The organism is Enterovibrio litoreus (assembly GCF_045679545.1).
Lineage (GTDB): Bacteria > Pseudomonadota > Gammaproteobacteria > Enterobacterales > Vibrionaceae > Enterovibrio.
In genome coordinates this window covers 3469685-3488672 of the sequence record NZ_CP166194.1, presented here as the reverse complement: position 1 = coordinate 3488672, position 18988 = coordinate 3469685, and the positions used below count along the sequence as shown (strand labels likewise).

The window sequence follows — 18988 nt, the reverse complement described above, 5'->3', positions numbered from 1 at the left end:
ATTAATCCTCCAACTTGCTTTTATCGCGCACTGCACCTTTGTCGGCACTGGTTGCCAAGCTGGCATACGCTTTGAGGGCAAGGGAGACAACACGTTCACGTGAAACAGGTTTCCAGCCACGCGCATCTGTCTCTGCGCGACGTGAGGCAAGCTCCGCGTCATCCACCTCCAGTACGATGGAACGTTTAGGGATATCGATAGCAATGATATCGCCTTGCTTCACCAAACCAATCGTGCCACCACTCGCCGCTTCTGGTGAAACGTGACCGATAGATAAACCACTGGTGCCACCTGAGAAACGACCATCTGTGACCAACGCGCAGGCTTTGCCCAAGCCCATGGATTTCAGGTAGGTGGTTGGGTACAGCATTTCTTGCATGCCCGGACCACCTTTTGGACCTTCGTAGCGAATAACGACGACTTCACCTGCTTTCACAGCACCAGAGAGAATGCCGTTTACTGCATCTTCTTGGGCTTCAAATACGTGCGCAGGGCCACGGAAAACAAGGTTCTCTTCATCAACACCCGCTGTTTTAACGATACAACCATCAACCGCAAGGTTACCGCTAAGAACAGCAAGGCCACCTTCTTGACTGAAGGCGTTTTCACGGGTTCGGATACAGCCGTTTTCACGGTCGTTATCTAGGGTGTCCCAACGACAGCTTTGCGAGAACGCTTTGGTGGTACGAATACCGGCTGGGCCTGCTCGAAAGAAGGCTTTCACGTCTTCGTCTTCGGTCACCATGATGTCGTATTGTGCGATGGTGTCAGCCATCGTTTGGCCGAGCACGGTAGGAACGTCAGTGTGCAGAAGATTTGCTCGTGCGAGTTCGCCCAAGATACCGATCACGCCACCCGCTCGGTGCACGTCTTCCATGTGATATTTCGGCGTTGAAGGCGCCACTTTGCAAAGATGTGGAACTCGACGAGACATGCGATCGATATCGTCCAAGTCAAAGTCAATCTCACCTTCTTGTGCGGCAGCGATAAGGTGAAGAACGGTGTTACTTGAGCCGCCCATCGCGATATCTAGCGCTGTCGCATTTTCAAATGCAGCTCGGCTAGCAATTGTTCGTGGCAAGGTTGATTCGTCATCTTGCTCGTAGTAACGCTTGGTCAGTTCAACAATGCGTTGGCCTGCTTTAAGGAACAATTGCTCACGGTCAGCGTGTGTTGCCAACATCGAACCGTTACCTGGCTGACTAAGGCCTAACGCTTCAGTCAAACAGTTCATGGAGTTAGCGGTGAACATGCCTGAGCAAGAACCGCAGGTTGGGCACGCAGAACGTTCGATCTGCTCGCTTTGTTCGTCAGACACGCTTGGATCGGCGCCTTGGATCATGGCATCAACCAGATCCAGTTTTAGGATCTGATCCGACAGCTTGGTTTTGCCCGCTTCCATTGGCCCGCCTGACACAAAGATCACGGGAATATTGATGCGCATTGCTGCCATCAGCATTCCTGGGGTGATCTTGTCGCAGTTTGAAATACAGACCATGGCATCGGCGCAGTGCGCATTCACCATGTATTCGACGGAATCGGCAATCAACTCGCGTGATGGCAGGCTGTAAAGCATGCCGCCGTGGCCCATGGCGATACCATCATCCACTGCGATGGTGTTGAATTCTTTGGCGATGCCGCCTGCTGCTTCAATTTCGCGCGCGACCAGTTGGCCCATGTCTTTTAAGTGAACGTGACCCGGCACGAATTGGGTAAATGAGTTCACGACGGCAATGATAGGTTTGCCGAAATCTTCATCTTTTACGCCAGTTGCGCGCCAAAGGGCACGTGCGCCGGCCATGTTGCGGCCATGAGTCGTGGTGGCTGAACGATACTTAGGCATTTCCTTGTCCTCTTAATACTGCTTATTTGGATTGTGGTGAGACGGGATCTAGCCATCCCCACTTATCTTCGGTTTGGCCATTAAACAGGCCAAAGAATGCGGATTGAACGTGTTCTGTAATTGGGCCGCGTGTCCCTTCACCGACGGTGATCTGATCAACGCTGCGTACTGGAACGATTTCTGCGGCGGTGCCAGTCATGAAGACTTCATCGGCAAGATAGAGCGCTTCACGGGCAATGTTTTCTTCACGCACTTCGTAACCCATTTCACGAGCCAAAATCATGATCGAATCACGTGTGATGCCCGGTAGGATTGCACTGGTAGCTGGTGGTGTTGAAATGACGCCGTTTCGCACAACAAACAAGTTTTCACCCGCACCTTCAGACAGGTAACCATCGACGCTCAATGCAATACCTTCGGCGTAACCATGGCGACGTGCTTCACCACCGACCAATAGGCTAGATAGGTAGTTACCGCCTGCTTTGGCTGCGGTTGGAATCGTGTTTGGTGCGGCACGGTTCCAACTTGAAATCATGGCATCTACGCCACTCGCGAGCGCTTCCTCTCCAAGGTAAGAACCCCAGCCAAACGCGGCAATGATTATTTCCATTTCAGTTTCTGGCGGCGGGCATACACCTAAACCGACATTGCCGACAAAACCCAGCGGGCGGATATAGGCTGAGTTAAGTTTGTTCGCACGCAAGGTTTCGCGGCATGCTTCCATCAGCTCGTCGACGCTATAAGGAATAGGAAAGCGGTATATTTTTGCGCTGTCTTTGAGACGCTGCATGTGCTCACGGTGACGAAAAACGATAGGGCCATTTGGCGTATCGTAGCAACGAATGCCTTCAAATACGGAGGTGCCATAATGCATGGCATGAGTCAGTACGTGAACCTTAGCATCTTGCCAAGGAATGAGTTCACCGTTTGACCAAATATAATCCGCTGTGTTTGCCATTATTTTAATCCTTTTAGATAACGCATTACTGTTGTTCTTGTGGGAGAAGACGTACGCGTGATACATCCCATAACTTGTCTAATTGGCTTTGTAGGTTGGCGATTGGACGCTCGCTCGTGACTTGCAAGGTAATTTCAACCACATTGCAGCTATCAGTATGATGCATGTCCAAACTGGTGAGGCGAAAACCTCGGTGACGCACGATGCGCAAAAGGCGCTCAAGCAATTCTGGCTTGTCGTCTGCGTCGATCAGTAGGGTGTGAGCTTGGCTCATGTTCTCTCCAACATATCCTGGTTGGCGGCGCCGGGTGGAACCAGCGGCCATACGTTCTCTTCCTCTGAGATAGCAACATGTAACAGGTAGGCTGTATCACTTGCTAACATCTCCTGCAGCGCAGGGATGACTTCTTCTTTTCGGGTGATGGTTTTGCCTGGAATATTAAAGGCGCTGGCTAGCCTTACAAAATCCGGGTTGTCAGACAGATTGGTCTCACTAAAGCGTTTGTCGAAAAACAGCTCTTGCCACTGACGTACCATTCCCAAACGCTGGTTATCCAGCAGGACCATTTTGACGGGTATATTACGCCGTTTTAGCGTGCCAAGCTCCTGAACGTTCATCATAAACGAACCATCTCCCGAAACTAACACAACCTCATCATCAGGACGTGCCATTTTGGCGCCCATCGCTGCAGGTAAACCAAACCCCATCGTGCCCAGCCCAGCTGACGTGAGTAAGTTCTCAGGACGCCTTGGCTGAACGTGCTGTGCTACCCACATTTGATGCTGACCCACATCAGTCGCGACCACGGTGGAATCTGGCATCATCTCCGACAATTGGTTAAGGAGAAGCGGCGCATAAATGGCATCGCCAGGGTGATCATAGCGCCAGCCAAAATCGTTCATCATGGTGCTGATTGTCGTTTGCCACAGTGAGATGTCTGCGGGCTCCCCAAGTTCTGGTATGACGGTGTTTAGCTCACCGCGAAGGGCAACATTAGCGCGACGCAGTTTGTTGAACTCGGCGGCGTCTATATCGATATGAATCACAGTTGCATTGGGTGCAAAGGTATCGAGCTTGCCTGTCACCCGGTCATCAAAACGCGCACCGATCACGATCAGTAAATCGGATTGTTGAACGGCAAGGTTGGCCGCTTTTGTACCGTGCATGCCTAACATACCTAAGTAGTAAGGGTAGTCGCGGTGAACCGATCCCAAACCTTTCAGGGTGCAGGTAGCGGGGATTTGGCTGTGATTAAGAAATTGGCGCAAGGTATCCGTGGCATGCGCCAGTTGCACACCACCGCCAACATACACTATCGGTTGTTTGCTTGCCGCAATCAGCGCATTCGCCTCTTGCAAAGATGCAGTAGACACTTTTGGGGCGAATGGCTCTTTAGTTTGCACTGTCGACATATTTTCGATTTGGCCGAGTTGCACGTCTTTAGCAATGTCTACCAGCACGGGACCGGGACGACCTTCTTGGGCCACAATAAAGGCTTCAGCCAAGGTTTTTGCGAGTTCATTGGGGTCAGTGACCAGAAAACTGTGTTTGGTACAGGCGAGCGACAAGCCAAGAACATCGACTTCTTGGAATGCGTCGGTACCGATAAGAGGGCTGGCAACTTGACCTGTAATAGCAACAATAGGCACCGAGTCCATCATGGCATCGGCAAGGCCGGTGATCAGGTTGGTTGCACCAGGACCAGATGTTGCGAGGCAAACGCCAACGCCGCCTGTTGCACGCGCATAACCGATAGCGGCCATGGCAGCGCCTTGTTCATGGCGACAAAGGACGTGATCAAGGCCGCCGTCATATAAAGCATCGTAGACGGGCATTATCGCACCACCGGGATAACCGAATAGTGTGGTGACACCTTGTTGGCGCAATGCGCTAACCACTAACTGTGCACCTGTCATACCAGCCTCCTGTGACAATGAGTATGAGAGATGCAGGCTGTATCTGCTTGTTGAGAGGGTTCCATGCCGCTATTTCCTTACGCGTGATTGCAACCAGACATCCAATGTTAAAAAAGCCCCCGGACCTTTCGATGCGGGGGCTGGTTGCGATGTTTGTGTGTTATTTTCTCGCCGTCGCAGCCCCTCGCGGTAGTACCACCACGATAATTGAAATAATAATGACTAGGGCGCGCGTGAGTTGATTCATTTTGTGTTTTTTACCGTCACTTGTGTCGGTTGTGTATGACTATGTCAACGTTTGTTTGCATACATGTTGTCTACTGTTAGTGGTATCACAGACGTCCGTCGCATGACAAGTAAAAAATGGTCAGTTTTTACATTTTTCGCATCGTAATGCAGTAATACTATCTCTTTATGCACATAACTAATTGATAGATAAATAGATAATTACTGAGCATTATGAATCTTGCCATTATTCAAAGCCGAGCGTGTGTCGGCGTCGGTGCACCCCAAGTGACAGTTGAAGTGCATATTAGTAACGGGCTTCCTGCCTTCAACTTGGTTGGTTTGGCTGAGACCACTGTCAAAGAAGCGCGAGATCGCGTTCGTAGTGCCATTGTCAATTCGGGGTTTGAGTTCCCCGCGAGACGCATTACGGTGAACCTTGCGCCTGCCGACCTCCCCAAAGATGGCGGGAGATTTGATTTACCGATTGCGCTCGGCGTATTGGCGGCCTCTGGGCAGATCCCGATGACAGCGCTTTCTAAACATGAGTTTGTTGGCGAGCTAGCGCTTTCCGGGCAACTACGTGCGGTAAAAGGCACTTTGCCTGCTGCCGTTGTTTGTCGGGAGTCAGGCAGACGGTTAGTCGTTCCCGATGATAACGGTGGGCAGGTTGCCTTGGTGGGACGTGATATTCACTTATCTGCTCCGGACCTCAATGCTGTGTGTCGCCATCTCAGTGGGCAAGGCAGCTTAATGCTCAAAGAGCCTGATGATATGGAAACGGCGCCTCAGGATAACTATCGCTGTCTGCAGGATATTATTGGTCAGCAACAAGGAAAGCGGGCGCTGGAGATATCTGCCGCAGGTTCCCACAATTTACTTTTCTTAGGTCCTCCAGGCACAGGGAAGACCATGCTGGCGTCGCGAATGGCGGATTTATTGCCGCCTATGAGTGAGAGTGAAGCTCTGGAAACAGCAGCCATCACCTCACTGACCGAGCGCCCATTGCACGAAGGCAATTGGCGTCAGCGCCCGTTTCGTGCTCCGCATCATTCAAGCTCAATGGCAGCATTGGTGGGCGGGGGAACGGTACCTAAGCCGGGTGAGATATCCTTAGCGCACAACGGTATTCTATTTCTTGATGAGATGCCCGAGTTTGAGCGCAAAGTATTGGATTCATTGAGAGAGCCGTTGGAATCTGGCGAAGTGATGATTTCTCGTGCGAACAGTAAAACTCGCTTCCCTTCTCGTTTTCAGTTGATTGGGGCGTTAAACCCAAGCCCAACGGGTCATTACGAAGGACAATTGGCGCGATCGAATCCGCAAGCCACGCTGCGCTATCTGAATCGTTTATCCGGTCCATTCTTGGATCGCTTTGATTTATCAATTGAAATTCCCGCGTTGCCTCGTGGTACGCTGACTGAAGGCGGTGATCGCGGTGAGCCCACTAACGTGGTGAAAGCACGGATCGAAAAAGCGCGAGATGTCATGCTATCGCGGGCGGGGAAAGTGAATTGCTTGCTATCAAGCCGTGAAATAGAAACCTATTGTCCGTTATCAAAAGCGGATGCAGATTTTCTTGAAACCGCTTTGCATCGGTTAGGTCTTTCTATTCGTGCTTATCATCGCATCATCAAAGTGGCGAGGACCATTGCTGATCTTTCTGGTGACCTACATATTCAACGCGGACACCTGGCCGAGGCGCTGGGCTATCGCTCAATGGATCGTTTGCTCAAGCAATTGACCTCTTTGGCGAGTTAAATGTGGCGTAATTATTCTGCTTAAACGAAAAAAGGGCCAAGCGGCCCTTTTTTTGATTTTGTCTGTTTTTTACTGCGTAAGCAGGAAGTTCACCAGCGCGAAGTAATCATCGGTCGATTTCACGGTTTTTGGTGTCACGTGATATTTACCATTCACGATAACCGCTGGCACGCCACGCAAGCCTGATGCTTGGAAGCCTTTATCAAAACGGTTAGCCATCGCGTTCGCGGCAAAGCTGTTAAAGGTGCCATCATATTGCTCGGCCTCTACACCTTCATCGATAAACATTTGGCGCAATTCATCATCATTGCGCGGTGGCTTTTGCAGAAGGTGAATACGGTTAAAAATCACCGGCATCATTTTGTCTTCCACGCCAAGCATGATTGCTGTTGCCTGTGCTTTGCTTAGTGATTTACCCATGTTGCCACCCATAAATGAAACATGGTTTTTGTTAAAGGCGACATTCTCGGGGATCTGCTTTTTCAACTCTTCCATCAAGCCTTGGCTTTTGTAGCAATGTGGGCAGTAGAAAGAAAAGAATTCAGTCACGGTTGGTGATTCGGTCTTCGGCAATTCCAGTACCTGATAATCTTCACCTGCATTAAAGCGCGCAGCATGTGCCGAAAAGGCCAACATGGTGACTGCCGCAAAGGCTAACAGTTTTTTCAACATAACGTTCTTTCTCCCTGAGTATAGTTATTCGTTGGTCTACCAATGAGGCGTCAGTGACAATACTGGCTCCTCAAGCGCTGCCAATTGTTCTTTAAAGGCGAGGACCTGATTTTCCCAGTATTTTGCCTCAGCAAACCAAGGAAATGCACGAGGAAAAGCAGGATCTTGCCAACGTTTTGCCAGCCACGCCATGTAATGCACCATTCTGAGACCGCGTAAAGGTTCAATAAGTTGCAATTGTTGGTGCGGAAAATCATGAAATTCCGAGTAAGCTTCCGCAATGGTATCTAGCTGTGCAATGCGATCATGGCGATCGCCGTTAAGCAGCATCCAGATATCTTGGACGGCTGGACCGTTTCGCGCATCGTCGAGATCAACGAACATCGGGCCATCTCGCCACAAAATATTACTAGGGTGACAGTCGCCATGAAGACGAATGGATGGCCAGTTGTCGTTCCACTGTGATTTCAATACGCCGATCAGTCTGTCTAGATCAGAAAAAAAACTGTTTTCGAGGTGCATGGGAATGAAGCTGCTGTTTTCCAGTTCGCGTCTTGGCTGCATGACATATTCTTCAAGACCTAAGGTAGGGCGATGCACGAATGGATTGCTGGTGCCAACTTGGTGAATGCGTCCAAGAAAGCGGCCGACCATTTCGAGTTGATCCCAGTTATCTACCTCAAACGAACGCCCTCCGACACTGGGAAATACCGCGAATCGGTAGCCTTCATAGTTAAATAAGGTCGTGTTACCTAGGCGCATTGGCGCCGCGACGGGAATATCGGCGTTTTCCAAATCAAGCGCAAATTGGTGCTCTTCGAGGATCTGCTCATCGCTCCAACGCTGTGGGCGATATATCTTGGTCACCAAGCGGCGACGGTGTTCATCTTGAAATTGATAGACGCGGTTCTCATAACTATTGAGTGCCAATAAACCGGATTCGGGACGAATACCGACTGATTCTAGGGCATTTAGCAGCATGTCTGGGGTTAGTTGTTGGTAGTTAAATTGCGCGTCGCTCATAGGATCACTTGGGTTTGGTGATGATACGTGATGGTATCAGAGATCCTACGACGGGTGATGATTGCGGTTAAAAATGTGTGGCAGCAAAAAGGGCGCGACTTAGCGCCCTTTTAAGTGATGTATCGCTTAGAGTTTACTGATAAAGCGACTTTCGGTTTCTACCGTTTGTTGGTCGTCACCGGATTGCCGTTTGAGCACAAAGGTGATATTGGCGACTGGCGTGCTGAGTTCGTATGGGTCAATGGCAAGGCTCACGGGGAGTGTGAATACTTCACCGGCCCTTAGCGTCACTTCTTGTTTTCCATACCATTCAATCCCATCAATACCTGTCACTGATAATGTGTAAGTTTCCGGCTGTTGTGTTTTGTTGAGGATTTTTAGTGTGTAGGTGTTCTCAATCAAGCCGTCGCTGTTGGTTCTAAACAGTTCTGTGCGGTCTCGAATAACGTCAAGACGCATCGGCTGCACTTCTGCCAACAAATAGAAAAACAGAGCACACATGGCAACCATGACTACGCCATACCCAACCAGTTTGGGTCGCACTATGTCGACTTTGTGGCCTTCGAGCTTGTGTTCTGTGGTGTAGCTAATCAGGCCTTTGGCGTAATTCATGCGTTCCATGGTTTCGTCGCAGGCGTCAATACATGCGCCGCAGTTAATACACTCGTACTGCAAACCATCTCGGATATCGATGCCGGTCGGGCACACTTGCACGCAGAGGTTACAGTCGATGCAGTCGCCCAGTCCCAGTTCTTTTGGGTCTTTTTTGCGAGGGCGTGGGCCACGTTTTTCCCCGCGTGCTGGGTCATAGCCAACGATGAAGGTATCTTTGTCGAACATGGCGGATTGGAAACGAGCATATGGACACATGTGAATACACATGATGGAGCGCATCCAACCAGCATTACCGTAAGTACATACGCTGAAAAACAGCACCCAGAAGGTAACCCAGAAGGTACTGCTGAAGGTGAAAAACTCAATAAACAGCGTTTTGACGGGCACGAAGTAACCCACAAACGTTAGGCCCGTCAGCAATGCTACTGCAAACCAGCACAAGTGTTTGATCGCTTTTCTCATCACTAGTGATTTGGTGGGAGGTAGCGAATCTTGCTTGCGGCGCTTGTTGGCTGAGCCTTCCAGTTTTTCTTCAAACCAAATGTAGATGAAGGTCCACACGGTTTGTGGGCAAAGGTAACCACACCATACTCGGCCTAAAAAGGTAGTAATAAAGAAGAGGCCAAAGGCGGCAATCATCAGCACAGACGCGAGTAAGGTCAGGTCTTGCGGCCAAAGCGTCGTGCCAAAGAAATTAAATTGCTGGTGGCCGATATCAATTAGAATGGCCTGTCGGTCTCCGTAGGGGATCCATGGTGTGAGTACAAACAACAACAGGAAGAACCACCCCATCTTCTGGCGTAGTTTTTGGTAGATCCCTTTTGCTTCTCGAACATAAATACGATTGCTTGGATTGAAGCGATCTCCGCTTCCTTTGTGGGTCTTGGGGTTAAACTCTTTCGCGGTGACGTCTTTGACGTCGATTTTATCCTTGCTCATAGCACCTGCATTCCTTGGGGCAAACGGGTTTCACCGATCTATGTGCATGGGTACGTTGCCCACGCATAATTTGATTAAGGCTTAGCTCAACAATAGACCACAGATTATAACGTAGCCGATGCGGGGAATTCTGTGCGTGTGGTGGGAAATTGGTTGGCAGGAGCGGGGTTTGCATGAAGCAGATAATTGTTTTGAAATAAAAAAGCGAAACCCAAAGGCCTCGCTTTTCTGTCCGGTATTCTGACAAGCTGTTAGCTGATGATGCCACGCGCTCGCAAGATGGCGGTTTTGAAGTCGTTTTCACAATCTTTAGCAAGACCTGGGATCATCTCATCTTTATTGCTGTTACGCATTTTCAGGTGATAGATCAGTACGTCATCGGTCAGGTTTTTTAACTCACCTTCATACCCAGCTTCTGACGCCAGTTTGCAGATCATTTCCATCAAATTTAATTCTGGCTCTTTTTGCCATTCAGGCTGAAGCAGTTCGATCAATTCATTAACGCGATGACATTTCATTGAAGACTCCAAAAAGTGAGCAATTGGCCCTAGTTTTTATGTGTCTTACAGTATCAGATTCATGCAGGGCAAACCACGCTGGTATTAAACGTGGTGTCAAAGCGATTAGGCCGCTTCACCCTTTGGCGCTTCAGTATTGATGGGGGTCGGACGAACTAACGTCAGATCTGGTGCAGTGTTTACTCCAGTTTTTGCTTGAAAACGCGGAGCAAAAGAGGTTGAACGCATACGTGCAGGAGTACGGGTAACACGAACAGTAGCAGGGCGCATTTATTAGGGTTCTCATTCATTGCGCATCCATGACGAGTATTAAATACAAAGTGACGTCAGGGATTCCGTTGGCTGCGAGCCTTACTGCGTGTTCACTCTGGGGTGTGATTTTCGGGCGGAGTATAACGAAAAATAACTGATGAAAAAAGCAGCAGTTAAAAATAATTTAAGGCGGCTCATCGTCGCCGTAAATTACTTATTAAAAACACCTCGGCTTGCCCTTTAGGTAATGGGCATCACGCGGTTTCTACCTAAATTTTTTGCTTCGTATAACAGCGCATCTGCTCGGCCTATTAAGCTACTTATTTTCTCACCTTTCTCGAATTGAGCAACACCAATAGAAACAGAAATGTTGTCTAGCTTCTTACCTGTTTTTTTATCTTTGATGACCAGCCTATCAATGCTTGCTCTGATGGTTTCAGCCACGCGACAAGCCCCGTTGAGTTGGCGATTGGGTACCAAAACCGCAAATTCTTCACCACCATAGCGAAACGCTTGGATGCCTTCACGGCAGTAATCGGTTAGGCGTTTTGCGGTGAGCTTCAGAACTTGATCGCCCATGAGATGGCCATAGGTATCGTTAAAGCTTTTAAAGTGGTCAAGATCGCATATCAGAAGTGAAAACCCTTTTGGTGGCGGCTTACTTGCGAGCGCATTAAGTTCTGTGTCAAATGCTCGGCGATTAAAGAGCCCGGTCAGTGCATCGTTTAATGCCTCTTCATTGGCTTGTGCGAGTGTTTCTTTTAGTCGCTCAATCTCTTTTTGCGCATCGGCCAGTTGGTTCTTGAAAAAGCTGGTGGATTGGCGGATCTGATTTGACCCTTTGACTGCGCTGCGAACCATTGCAATGGTTTCATCCATCGAGAGGGTTTCTTCGCCAACGCGAGCCAATTGCGAGAAGGTTTTATCTAACGTGCTTTGGAACGTATCCGTGTCTTTGAGGGTGTCTTGCATGGTGTTGCCCATTTCTAGCGCTAACGCTTGCAAGCTTTGCTGAAAGTCATCAGCTTCTTTGACTTTCTTATCGGCGAAATGAGAGTGATACAGTTGTTCGCATTGTACTTCGCTTAGTGTCCCGGTGGCTTGAATCGACTCATTGATTTCTTTCGATAGCTCGGTGTCAGCATCGGCGACATAGGTGTACCACAGGGCGTAATTCGTCGGTGTTGCAGATACCTGATATTTCATCAGTAATGGAACAACTTTCTTTAAATATCCCGTAGATAGCGCAAAATTATCTTTAGACATAGCTGGCTTATTCTCCGTTCTATCATGCGAGCGAAACGATGCCGCTGATTACCAGTTTTTTAATCTTAGTAGAATTTAGAGGGATGCAGTGACAGCAACACTATTAACGTATGTCTACACTGAGCAAAAATGGTTTTTGTGCGAGGGATCTAGCAATGAATAGGATAAGGAGGCGTCACCATGGGGTGGTTTAAAAAAGCGTTGGCAAAAGTGGGTGTTGGCAGTGCTGAGATTGAATTGGTTTTGCCAAAAGCATCGTTCGCTCAAGGGGAGTCGACGTCAGCGACCGTTTTGGTGACGGGAGGGAGTACTCGCCAGCAAATTGATACGCTTTCGTTTGAGCTTTGCTGTGATTACATGGGCTGGGAGCAGATTCGCTCGAACGGAGAGCAAGGCCAAAAGCGCCGGAAACGACGGATGACACATACACTGGTTAAATGGCATCTACCGGATACCTTTGCGCTTGAGACGGGTGAGAAGCGACAGTTTGACACACAGTTTCAAATCCCGATGGATACGCCGTTATCAATGGGCGATGGCAAAATATGGGTGAGGGGTAGTCTTGATATTCCAATGGCGAAAGACGCCTCCTGTGAGGCTTTGGTGACCGTTACGCCTGATGCGCTGCTGAATGCGGTATTTGAAGGATTTGAGCAATCAGGCTTGCGCATTGAGATGGTGAGTAACCAAGATGTTGAACGTGCCTCCCTGCCTTTTGAGCAGTGCTTTACCTTGGTGCCAGTGTCAGGCCGATTGATGGAAAGCTTGCGACGCGTCGAGCTGGTGGCGTCTCGAGATAATGAGGGATTGCAGTTGGCGCTAGTGTTATCGCGACAAAGTGGAGGAGTAGGTGATGCCTTAGGGCGTTTAGTGGGCGCGAATAAAGTGAGACGCGCGTTGACGATCCCTCATGATGCCTTGCCGACGCAAACCACTAAGCACATCGAGGCATTTCTGAGCAAAATAGAATAAAAATTTAAGCTTACACGTGTACGCTTAAATGTGCCATACTCATTGCCAGTTTCGCTTAAGTCGTTTTATTTAGAAGGATGAGCGTCCAATGACGGCCTGTGTATCTGACCCCCCCTCGTACTCAATGAAAGAAGAGATTGCCAGTAGCGTCAGCCATGGTCTTGGTGTGTTATTTGGTATCGTCGCGCTGATTTTGCTGCTTGTAAAAGCGATGGATAGCGATGCTGATACGCTGAGTATCGTCAGTTATGGTGTCTACGCCGCCAGTATTATTGTTTTATATCTAGCTTCGACCTTGTATCACGCCATCCCTTTTGAAAAAACCAAACGCGCACTGAAGACCTTCGATCATTGCGCCATCTACTTGTTGATAGCGGGTACTTACACGCCATTTATGCTGATCAGCCTGCGCACACCCTTGGCGATTGGTGTGATGGCGTTGATTTGGGGTATTGCGTTAGTGGGTATTGTGCTGAAAATCGCCTTTGTTTATCGCTTTAAATCACTGTCACTGGCGACATATTTGGCGATGGGCTGGGTGTCGATTGTGGTGGTTTATCAGCTAGCCGATGTGATCCCTACGGCGGGATTGGTATTACTGGGGTTAGGCGGCGTGGTGTATTCCCTCGGTGTGATTTTCTACGTCAAGCCCTCCATTCCCTACAACCACGCTATCTGGCACTTATTTGTATTGGGTGGAACTGTGCTTCATTTTCTCGCTATCTATTGGTATGTCACGCCAGTAAGCGTTTAGGTGTTCGTTTTTGGCGCGATTTAATCGCGCCAAAATGCCGGAAACAGTAGTACCAAGACCGTCAATATCTCCAATCGCCCCATTAGCATCCCAATACACAATGCCCATTTTGCGGTGTCAGACAGGCTGGCAAAATTCCCTGTCGGCCCGATGATGTGCCCCATACCTGGGCCAACATTGGCAACGGCTGTCATGGCACCGCTGAGGCTGGTTATGCCATCTAACCCTGTGGCTGCGAGTATCATCGCGACGACAATAATCGTAAGTAAATACGTAATGGCAAATGCCACCACTGAGCGCACAATACTTTCATTAACGGGCCTGCCGTTATAGCGCTGAATAAACACGCCTGATGGGTGAACCAGTTGCTGAATGTGCTTTTTCAATAGCGCTAAGGCGATTTGAAAACGAAAGATTTTCGCCCCGCCTGACGTTGAACCTGAGCACCCGCCTGCGATTAACATAAACGCGAAGATAACTGAGGCAAACGACCCCCACGCAGTGAAGTCATCCAATCCAAACCCTGTGGTGGTCACGACCGAGACAATGTTAAACATGGAAACGCGAATCGCATCGGCAATGGCGTAGTTTTTGTGGGTGACAAGCCAGATACTGACCATCGCGGAGGTGGTCAGTACAAGATAGGTAAAGCCGCGGATCTGAGCGTCATTGATGACCAAGGATACATCGCGTCGACGTAAAGACTGCATCATGAGTAAGAAAGGTAACCCGCCTGCAAACATAAACACGGTTCCCACCCATTGTGCGGAATGAGAAAAGCGATTCATCGATGCATCTGATGTCGAAAAGCCACCCGTCGATATCGTCGTCATGGCATGGTTTACCGCTTGAAAGGGGGTCATGCCTGTTTGCCAGTAGGCAAGAAAGCAGAGTATCGACAAGAACAGGTAGACTTTCATGATGCTGGTGGCGACATTTTTGGTGCGAGGGCTGGATTTTGCTGACCAGTCTGATGATTCGGTCTGAAATAGTCGCATCCCACCGACATTCAAAAATGGCAAAATGGCCACGCCCATCACGATAAACCCTACGCCGCCTAGCCATTGTAATATTGAGCGCCAGAGCAAAATGGCAGGTGCCATTTTATCAAGATGGCTTAATACCGTTGAGCCTGTCGTCGTAATGCCAGACATGGTTTCAAAATAGGCGTCGGTAAAGCTAATGTGGTTAATAAACACAAACGGCAGTGCCGCAAAGGCGCTGGCGATAAGCCACACCAATGTGGTAATAACAAACATGTCTCGGGCATTGAGCCGAAAGTTCTCTGTTTTGCCAAAAGTTAAGCAAAGGAAGGCGGCAACGTGAGTGATGATGACTGCTAAGCCAAAATCAAGAAACCCTGGTGTGCCAGAAAAAAAGGCGGTGAGGGTTGGAACGTACATGAAAAGGGCGATCTTAGATAAGACCAGCCCGATAACGAAAAGTACGGGTCTGAAATTAACCATGCATAGTTCGGCGTATTAGAGGAAAAATGGACTTGGCTGGAACAGCCTTTCCACATCCGGGATATACTTCTTATCCACTAAGAACATCACCACATGGTCGTCTTGTTGGATTACCGTTTTATCGTGAGCGATCAGCACTTCGTCTTCTCGAACAATGGCGCCGATCGTGGTGCCTGGTGGCAGCTTAATATCACCAATGGCACGGCCAACGACTTTTGATGTGTTGGAATCCCCGTGTGCAATGGCTTCTATCGCTTCGGCTGCGCCACGTCGCAGTGATGACACATTGACGATATCAGCTTTGCGGACGTGAGTGAGCAAGGCTGAAATGGTTGCTTGCTGCGGCGAAATCGCAATATCAATCGCACCACCTTGCACGAGATCCACATAGGCGCTGCGCTGGATCAGCACCATGACCTTCTTTGCGCCTAAGCGTTTTGCCAGCATGGCTGACATGATGTTGGCTTCATCTTCGTTGGTGACAGCGATAAACACATCAATCTGATCGATATGCTCTTCACTCAACAATTCTTGATCCGAGGCGTCACCGCAAAATACGATGGTGTTCTCGAGGATTTCGGACAGTTGCTCTGCGCGTTGTGGATTACGCTCTATCAGCTTCACGCTATACGCGCGCTCTAGGCTGCGTGCCAGTCCAGCACCAATGTTTCCTCCCCCCACAATCATGATGCGCTTATAGGGCTTTTCAAGACGCTGAAGTTCACTCATCACGGAGCGGATATGGTTACTGGCAGCGACAAAGAATACCTCATCATCGGCTTCAATGATGGTAGTGCCTTGCGGGCGAATAGGGCGGTCACGGCGAAATATGGCAGCAACGCGGGTATCAACGTGGGGCATGTGTTCACGAAGGGCTGACAGCGCATTCCCCACCAGTGGGCCACCATAATAGGCTTTGACGGCGACAAGGCCGACTTTGTTATCGGCAAAGTTTACCACCTGCAAAGCACCCGGGTATTCAATCAAACGATGAATATACTTTGTCACCAATTCTTCTGGTGCAATCAAGTGATCGACTGGGCAAGCATCGGTTTGGAATAGCTGCTCTTTAGCTGCAAGGTATTCAGGGCTTCGGATTCGCGCGACGCGATTGGGGGTGTTGTAGAGGGTAAAGGCGACTTGGCAAGCAATCATGTTGGTTTCGTCGGAGTTGGTGACCGCAACCAGCATGTCAGCATCCTGCGCGCCCGCTTCTAATAGTGTAGAAGGATGGCTGGCATACCCTTGAACGACGCGTAAATCGTATTTGTCTTGTAGTTCTCTGAGGCGCTCAGGGTTTTTATCGACAATGGTAATGTCATTGTTTTCGCCAACGAGGTTTTCGGCCAATGTACCGCCGACTTGCCCGGCCCCCAAGATGATAATTTTCATAACGTCTGCCTGAACCTCAGTTCATGTTTTATTGGTTTTACGGGTGGGCGTTGCCGCACCCGTACTGGCACCACTACGCTTTTTTTAGTTCCGCGTAATAGAATCCATCCATGTTTTCTTGTCCCGGCAAAATTTGGCGACCGGGCTTGTCTGCAGTGCCTGTTTTTAGCGTTGCATCACTAGTGCGAGCAAGAAACGCTGTTACCTGTTCGCTGTTTTCTTGTGGTGTGATCGAGCAGGTTGCGTAAACCATGGTGCCGCCTGACTTTAACTGTGCCCACATAGCGTCCATGATTTCGGATTGCAACGCGACAAGTTGTGCAATATCGTCAGCACGTCGCAGCCATTTGATATCAGGATGGCGACGGATAACACCTGTCGCAGAACATGGCGCGTCAAGCAGGATACGATCAAACTGCTCACCCTGCCACCAGTCAGCAGGATAACGTGCATCCCCGCATATCACCTGTGCATTGAGTTGCAAACGTTGGAGGTTTTCTTTCACGCGCAGTAAGCGGGTGGCGTCGACATCCATCGCAACAACCTTCGCATCAGCTTGGTGTTCAAGAATATGGCAGGTTTTTCCACCCGGTGCGGCGCAACAATCCAAAATCAGCTCGCCAGATTGCGGCTTGAGATAATTGATTGAAAGCTGTGCGGCAGCATCTTGAACGGACACCCAGCCTTCAGCAAAGCCCGGTAGCGCAGTCACATCGCACGGTGAGGCAAGCTTGAGTGCATCTTCTGCTTCTGAGTGAATATCGGTGTCGATGCCTATGTCGGTCAGCAGTGCGCGGTAGCTATCTCGGGTGTGATGAGTGCGGTTAACGCGAAGCCACATTGGGGCTTTTTCGTGATTAGCTTCAACAACCTGTTTCCATTGATCTGGATAGGCGTTTTGCAACAGCTTCAACAACCAACCTGGATGGCCATATTTGCCAGCGTCATGCGCGACAGCTGCGGCACCCAATGCTTCTTGGTTGCGTTGGTAGCTACGCAATACGGCATTAATAAGGCCGCGAAGCTGTGGCTTTTTAAGTACTTTGGTGGCATCGACCGTCTCGGCAACGGCGGCATGTGGCGGTATACGCATGAAGCTTATTTGATATAGGCCCACCAAGATCAAATGGTGGAACACACGTTGTTTTCCCTTCAACGGCTTGTCCATCAGACTTTGGGTGATGGATTCAAGGCGCGGAAGCCAGCGCAGTACGCCGTAGCAGATTTCTTGCAGCAGTGCGCCATCTCGCGGTGCCACTTTTTGCTGAGCAGGCGGCAGCGCCGCAGACAGTGATTGTCCTTGATCGACCACCTGATAGATAACCTGTGCAGCGACAGCTCTTACGTTCATTAAGGTACCTTTGTCAGGAAGTCACGCGCTGTGATAACAACATAGCGAGTGACGAAAAGTGTTACTAACCACTAAAAAAGGCCAGCAAGCTGGCCTCCGGCATTACAGGATGTTGCCAGGTTCAAACCAGTCGCGGCGTGAGTTGAGCATATCTGCTGCACTCATGGCTTTCTTGCCCGGAGGCTGGATTGACGTCAGACATAGCACACCGTTACCCGTGGCAACGCGAATGCCTTTTTTGTCTGCCGACAAGATGGTACCAGGGACACTGTTGCTTTGGCCTGTCTCGACGTCGGCATCCCATACTTTGATGTTGTGCTCGCCTTGATCGTTGACGGTCAGGGTGAAATAGCTCACAGGCCATGGATTGAAAGCGCGAATGCAGCGCTCAATTTCAACGGCACTCATGCTCCAGTCGATCTGTGCTTCTTCTTTGCTTAATTTTTTGGCGTAGTTTGCCTGCTCGTCATTCTGCTTTTCAGCGACAGCTTTGTCCGCTGCAATATCATCCAAGCAATCAACCAATGCATCCGGCCCAAGTTCCGCCAATCTTTCATAAAGCGTGGCACTGGTTTCTTTTGGATCAATGCTCAGGGTTGCGATTTTTAGCATATCGCCAGTATCTAAGCCTTCATCCATTTGCATGATGGTGACACCCGTTTCGGTATCGCCTGCCCAGATAGCGCGCTGAATAGGCGCAGCGCCACGCCAGCGTGGCAAGATAGAACCATGCACGTTGATGCAACCAAGGCGCAGCGTATCGAGTACCACTTTTGGTAGCAGAAGGCCGTACGCCACCACTACCATGATATCGGCATCAATCGCGGCTAACTCTTGCTGCGCGTCTTCCGCTTTTAGGCTGGCAGGCTGATAAACCGGGATATTGTGTTCTTGCGCCAGCACTTTAACAGGGCTTGCTGTGAGTTTTTTCCCACGCCCAGCTGGACGGTCTGGTTGGGTATAAACCGCGACCACCTCATGGTGCGAAGACAACAACGCCGCCAAGTGAAGGGCGGCGAAATCCGGCGTGCCGGCAAAGACAATACGTAGTGATTTGCTCAAGG

The 18988-nt window shown here is 49.7% G+C and carries 17 protein-coding genes; 3 read left to right on the top strand and 14 right to left on the bottom strand.

Annotation, left to right across the window (positions count from 1 at the left end; translation table 11 throughout):
• Window position 1: 1 nt before the first annotated feature.
• From ilvD to ilvG, 4 genes are read right to left on the bottom strand one after another with little or no spacing between them, the layout of a single operon-like run.
• Complete coding sequence (gene ilvD / locus AB8599_RS15695) at window positions 2–1843, bottom strand: dihydroxy-acid dehydratase (protein WP_407331785.1); 1842 nt, start codon at window positions 1841–1843, stop codon at window positions 2–4.
• 22 nt (window positions 1844–1865) lie between these two features.
• Complete coding sequence (locus AB8599_RS15690) at window positions 1866–2801, bottom strand: branched-chain amino acid transaminase (RefSeq protein WP_407331784.1); 936 nt, start codon at window positions 2799–2801, stop codon at window positions 1866–1868.
• A gap of 25 nt (window positions 2802–2826) precedes the next feature.
• Entirely contained in the window at window positions 2827–3075 is a 249-nt protein-coding gene (gene ilvM, locus AB8599_RS15685; RefSeq protein ID WP_407331783.1) for an acetolactate synthase 2 small subunit, read from the bottom strand.
• Complete coding sequence (gene ilvG, locus AB8599_RS15680) at window positions 3072–4718, bottom strand: acetolactate synthase 2 catalytic subunit (RefSeq protein WP_407331782.1); 1647 nt, start codon at window positions 4716–4718, stop codon at window positions 3072–3074. The genes ilvM and ilvG overlap by 4 nt, the downstream gene beginning before the upstream one ends.
• Window positions 4719–5177: 459 nt before the next feature.
• Between ilvG and AB8599_RS15675 the strand changes: the two genes are divergently transcribed.
• Window positions 5178–6704, top strand: a complete 1527-nt coding sequence (locus AB8599_RS15675; RefSeq protein WP_407331781.1) for a YifB family Mg chelatase-like AAA ATPase — start codon at window positions 5178–5180, stop codon at window positions 6702–6704.
• A 69-nt stretch (window positions 6705–6773) separates the two neighbouring features.
• On the opposite strand, the gene AB8599_RS15670 is transcribed toward AB8599_RS15675, so the two are convergent.
• From AB8599_RS15670 to AB8599_RS15645, 6 genes are all read right to left on the bottom strand, one after another.
• Entirely contained in the window at window positions 6774–7376 is a 603-nt protein-coding gene (locus AB8599_RS15670; RefSeq protein WP_407331780.1) for a thiol:disulfide interchange protein DsbA/DsbL, read from the bottom strand.
• Window positions 7377–7412: 36 nt separating this feature from the next.
• Window positions 7413–8399 (bottom strand): serine/threonine protein kinase, encoded by a 987-nt coding sequence (locus AB8599_RS15665; RefSeq protein ID WP_407331779.1) that lies wholly within the window; start codon window positions 8397–8399, stop codon window positions 7413–7415.
• A gap of 126 nt (window positions 8400–8525) precedes the next feature.
• Window positions 8526–9953: a cytochrome c oxidase accessory protein CcoG gene (gene ccoG / locus AB8599_RS15660; RefSeq protein ID WP_407331778.1), complete on the bottom strand. Its 1428-nt coding sequence runs from the start codon at window positions 9951–9953 to the stop codon at window positions 8526–8528.
• 251 nt (window positions 9954–10204) lie between these two features.
• Window positions 10205–10471: a YihD family protein gene (locus AB8599_RS15655; RefSeq protein WP_407331777.1), complete on the bottom strand. Its 267-nt coding sequence runs from the start codon at window positions 10469–10471 to the stop codon at window positions 10205–10207.
• A gap of 105 nt (window positions 10472–10576) precedes the next feature.
• Entirely contained in the window at window positions 10577–10741 is a 165-nt protein-coding gene (locus AB8599_RS15650) for a hypothetical protein (RefSeq protein ID WP_407331776.1), read from the bottom strand.
• Window positions 10742–10963: 222 nt separating this feature from the next.
• Entirely contained in the window at window positions 10964–11989 is a 1026-nt protein-coding gene (locus AB8599_RS15645; RefSeq protein WP_407331775.1) for a GGDEF domain-containing protein, read from the bottom strand.
• Window positions 11990–12169: 180 nt separating this feature from the next.
• Between AB8599_RS15645 and AB8599_RS15640 the strand changes: the two genes are divergently transcribed.
• Complete coding sequence (locus tag AB8599_RS15640; protein WP_407331774.1) at window positions 12170–12961, top strand: sporulation protein; 792 nt, start codon at window positions 12170–12172, stop codon at window positions 12959–12961.
• A gap of 88 nt (window positions 12962–13049) precedes the next feature.
• Window positions 13050–13715, top strand: coding sequence for a hemolysin III family protein (locus AB8599_RS15635; protein ID WP_407331773.1), 666 nt, complete (start codon window positions 13050–13052; stop codon window positions 13713–13715).
• Between the two features lie 20 nt (window positions 13716–13735).
• Here the strand turns inward: AB8599_RS15635 and AB8599_RS15630 are convergent, their stop codons facing one another.
• The 4 genes from AB8599_RS15630 to fmt form a co-directional block, all read right to left on the bottom strand.
• The gene (locus tag AB8599_RS15630) at window positions 13736–15181 is read right to left on the bottom strand and encodes a TrkH family potassium uptake protein (protein WP_407331772.1); all 1446 of its coding nucleotides are present in this window, start codon (window positions 15179–15181) and stop codon (window positions 13736–13738) included.
• A gap of 15 nt (window positions 15182–15196) precedes the next feature.
• Window positions 15197–16573, bottom strand: coding sequence for a Trk system potassium transporter TrkA (gene trkA / locus AB8599_RS15625; protein ID WP_407331771.1), 1377 nt, complete (start codon window positions 16571–16573; stop codon window positions 15197–15199).
• 73 nt (window positions 16574–16646) lie between these two features.
• Window positions 16647–17924 carry a 16S rRNA (cytosine(967)-C(5))-methyltransferase RsmB gene (gene rsmB / locus AB8599_RS15620; protein ID WP_407331770.1) on the bottom strand — a complete coding sequence of 426 codons (1278 nt, stop codon included), beginning with the start codon at window positions 17922–17924 and terminating at the stop codon, window positions 16647–16649.
• Window positions 17925–18026: 102 nt separating this feature from the next.
• Window positions 18027–18986 (bottom strand): methionyl-tRNA formyltransferase, encoded by a 960-nt coding sequence (gene fmt / locus AB8599_RS15615; protein WP_407331769.1) that lies wholly within the window; start codon window positions 18984–18986, stop codon window positions 18027–18029.
• Window positions 18987–18988 lie beyond the last annotated feature (2 nt).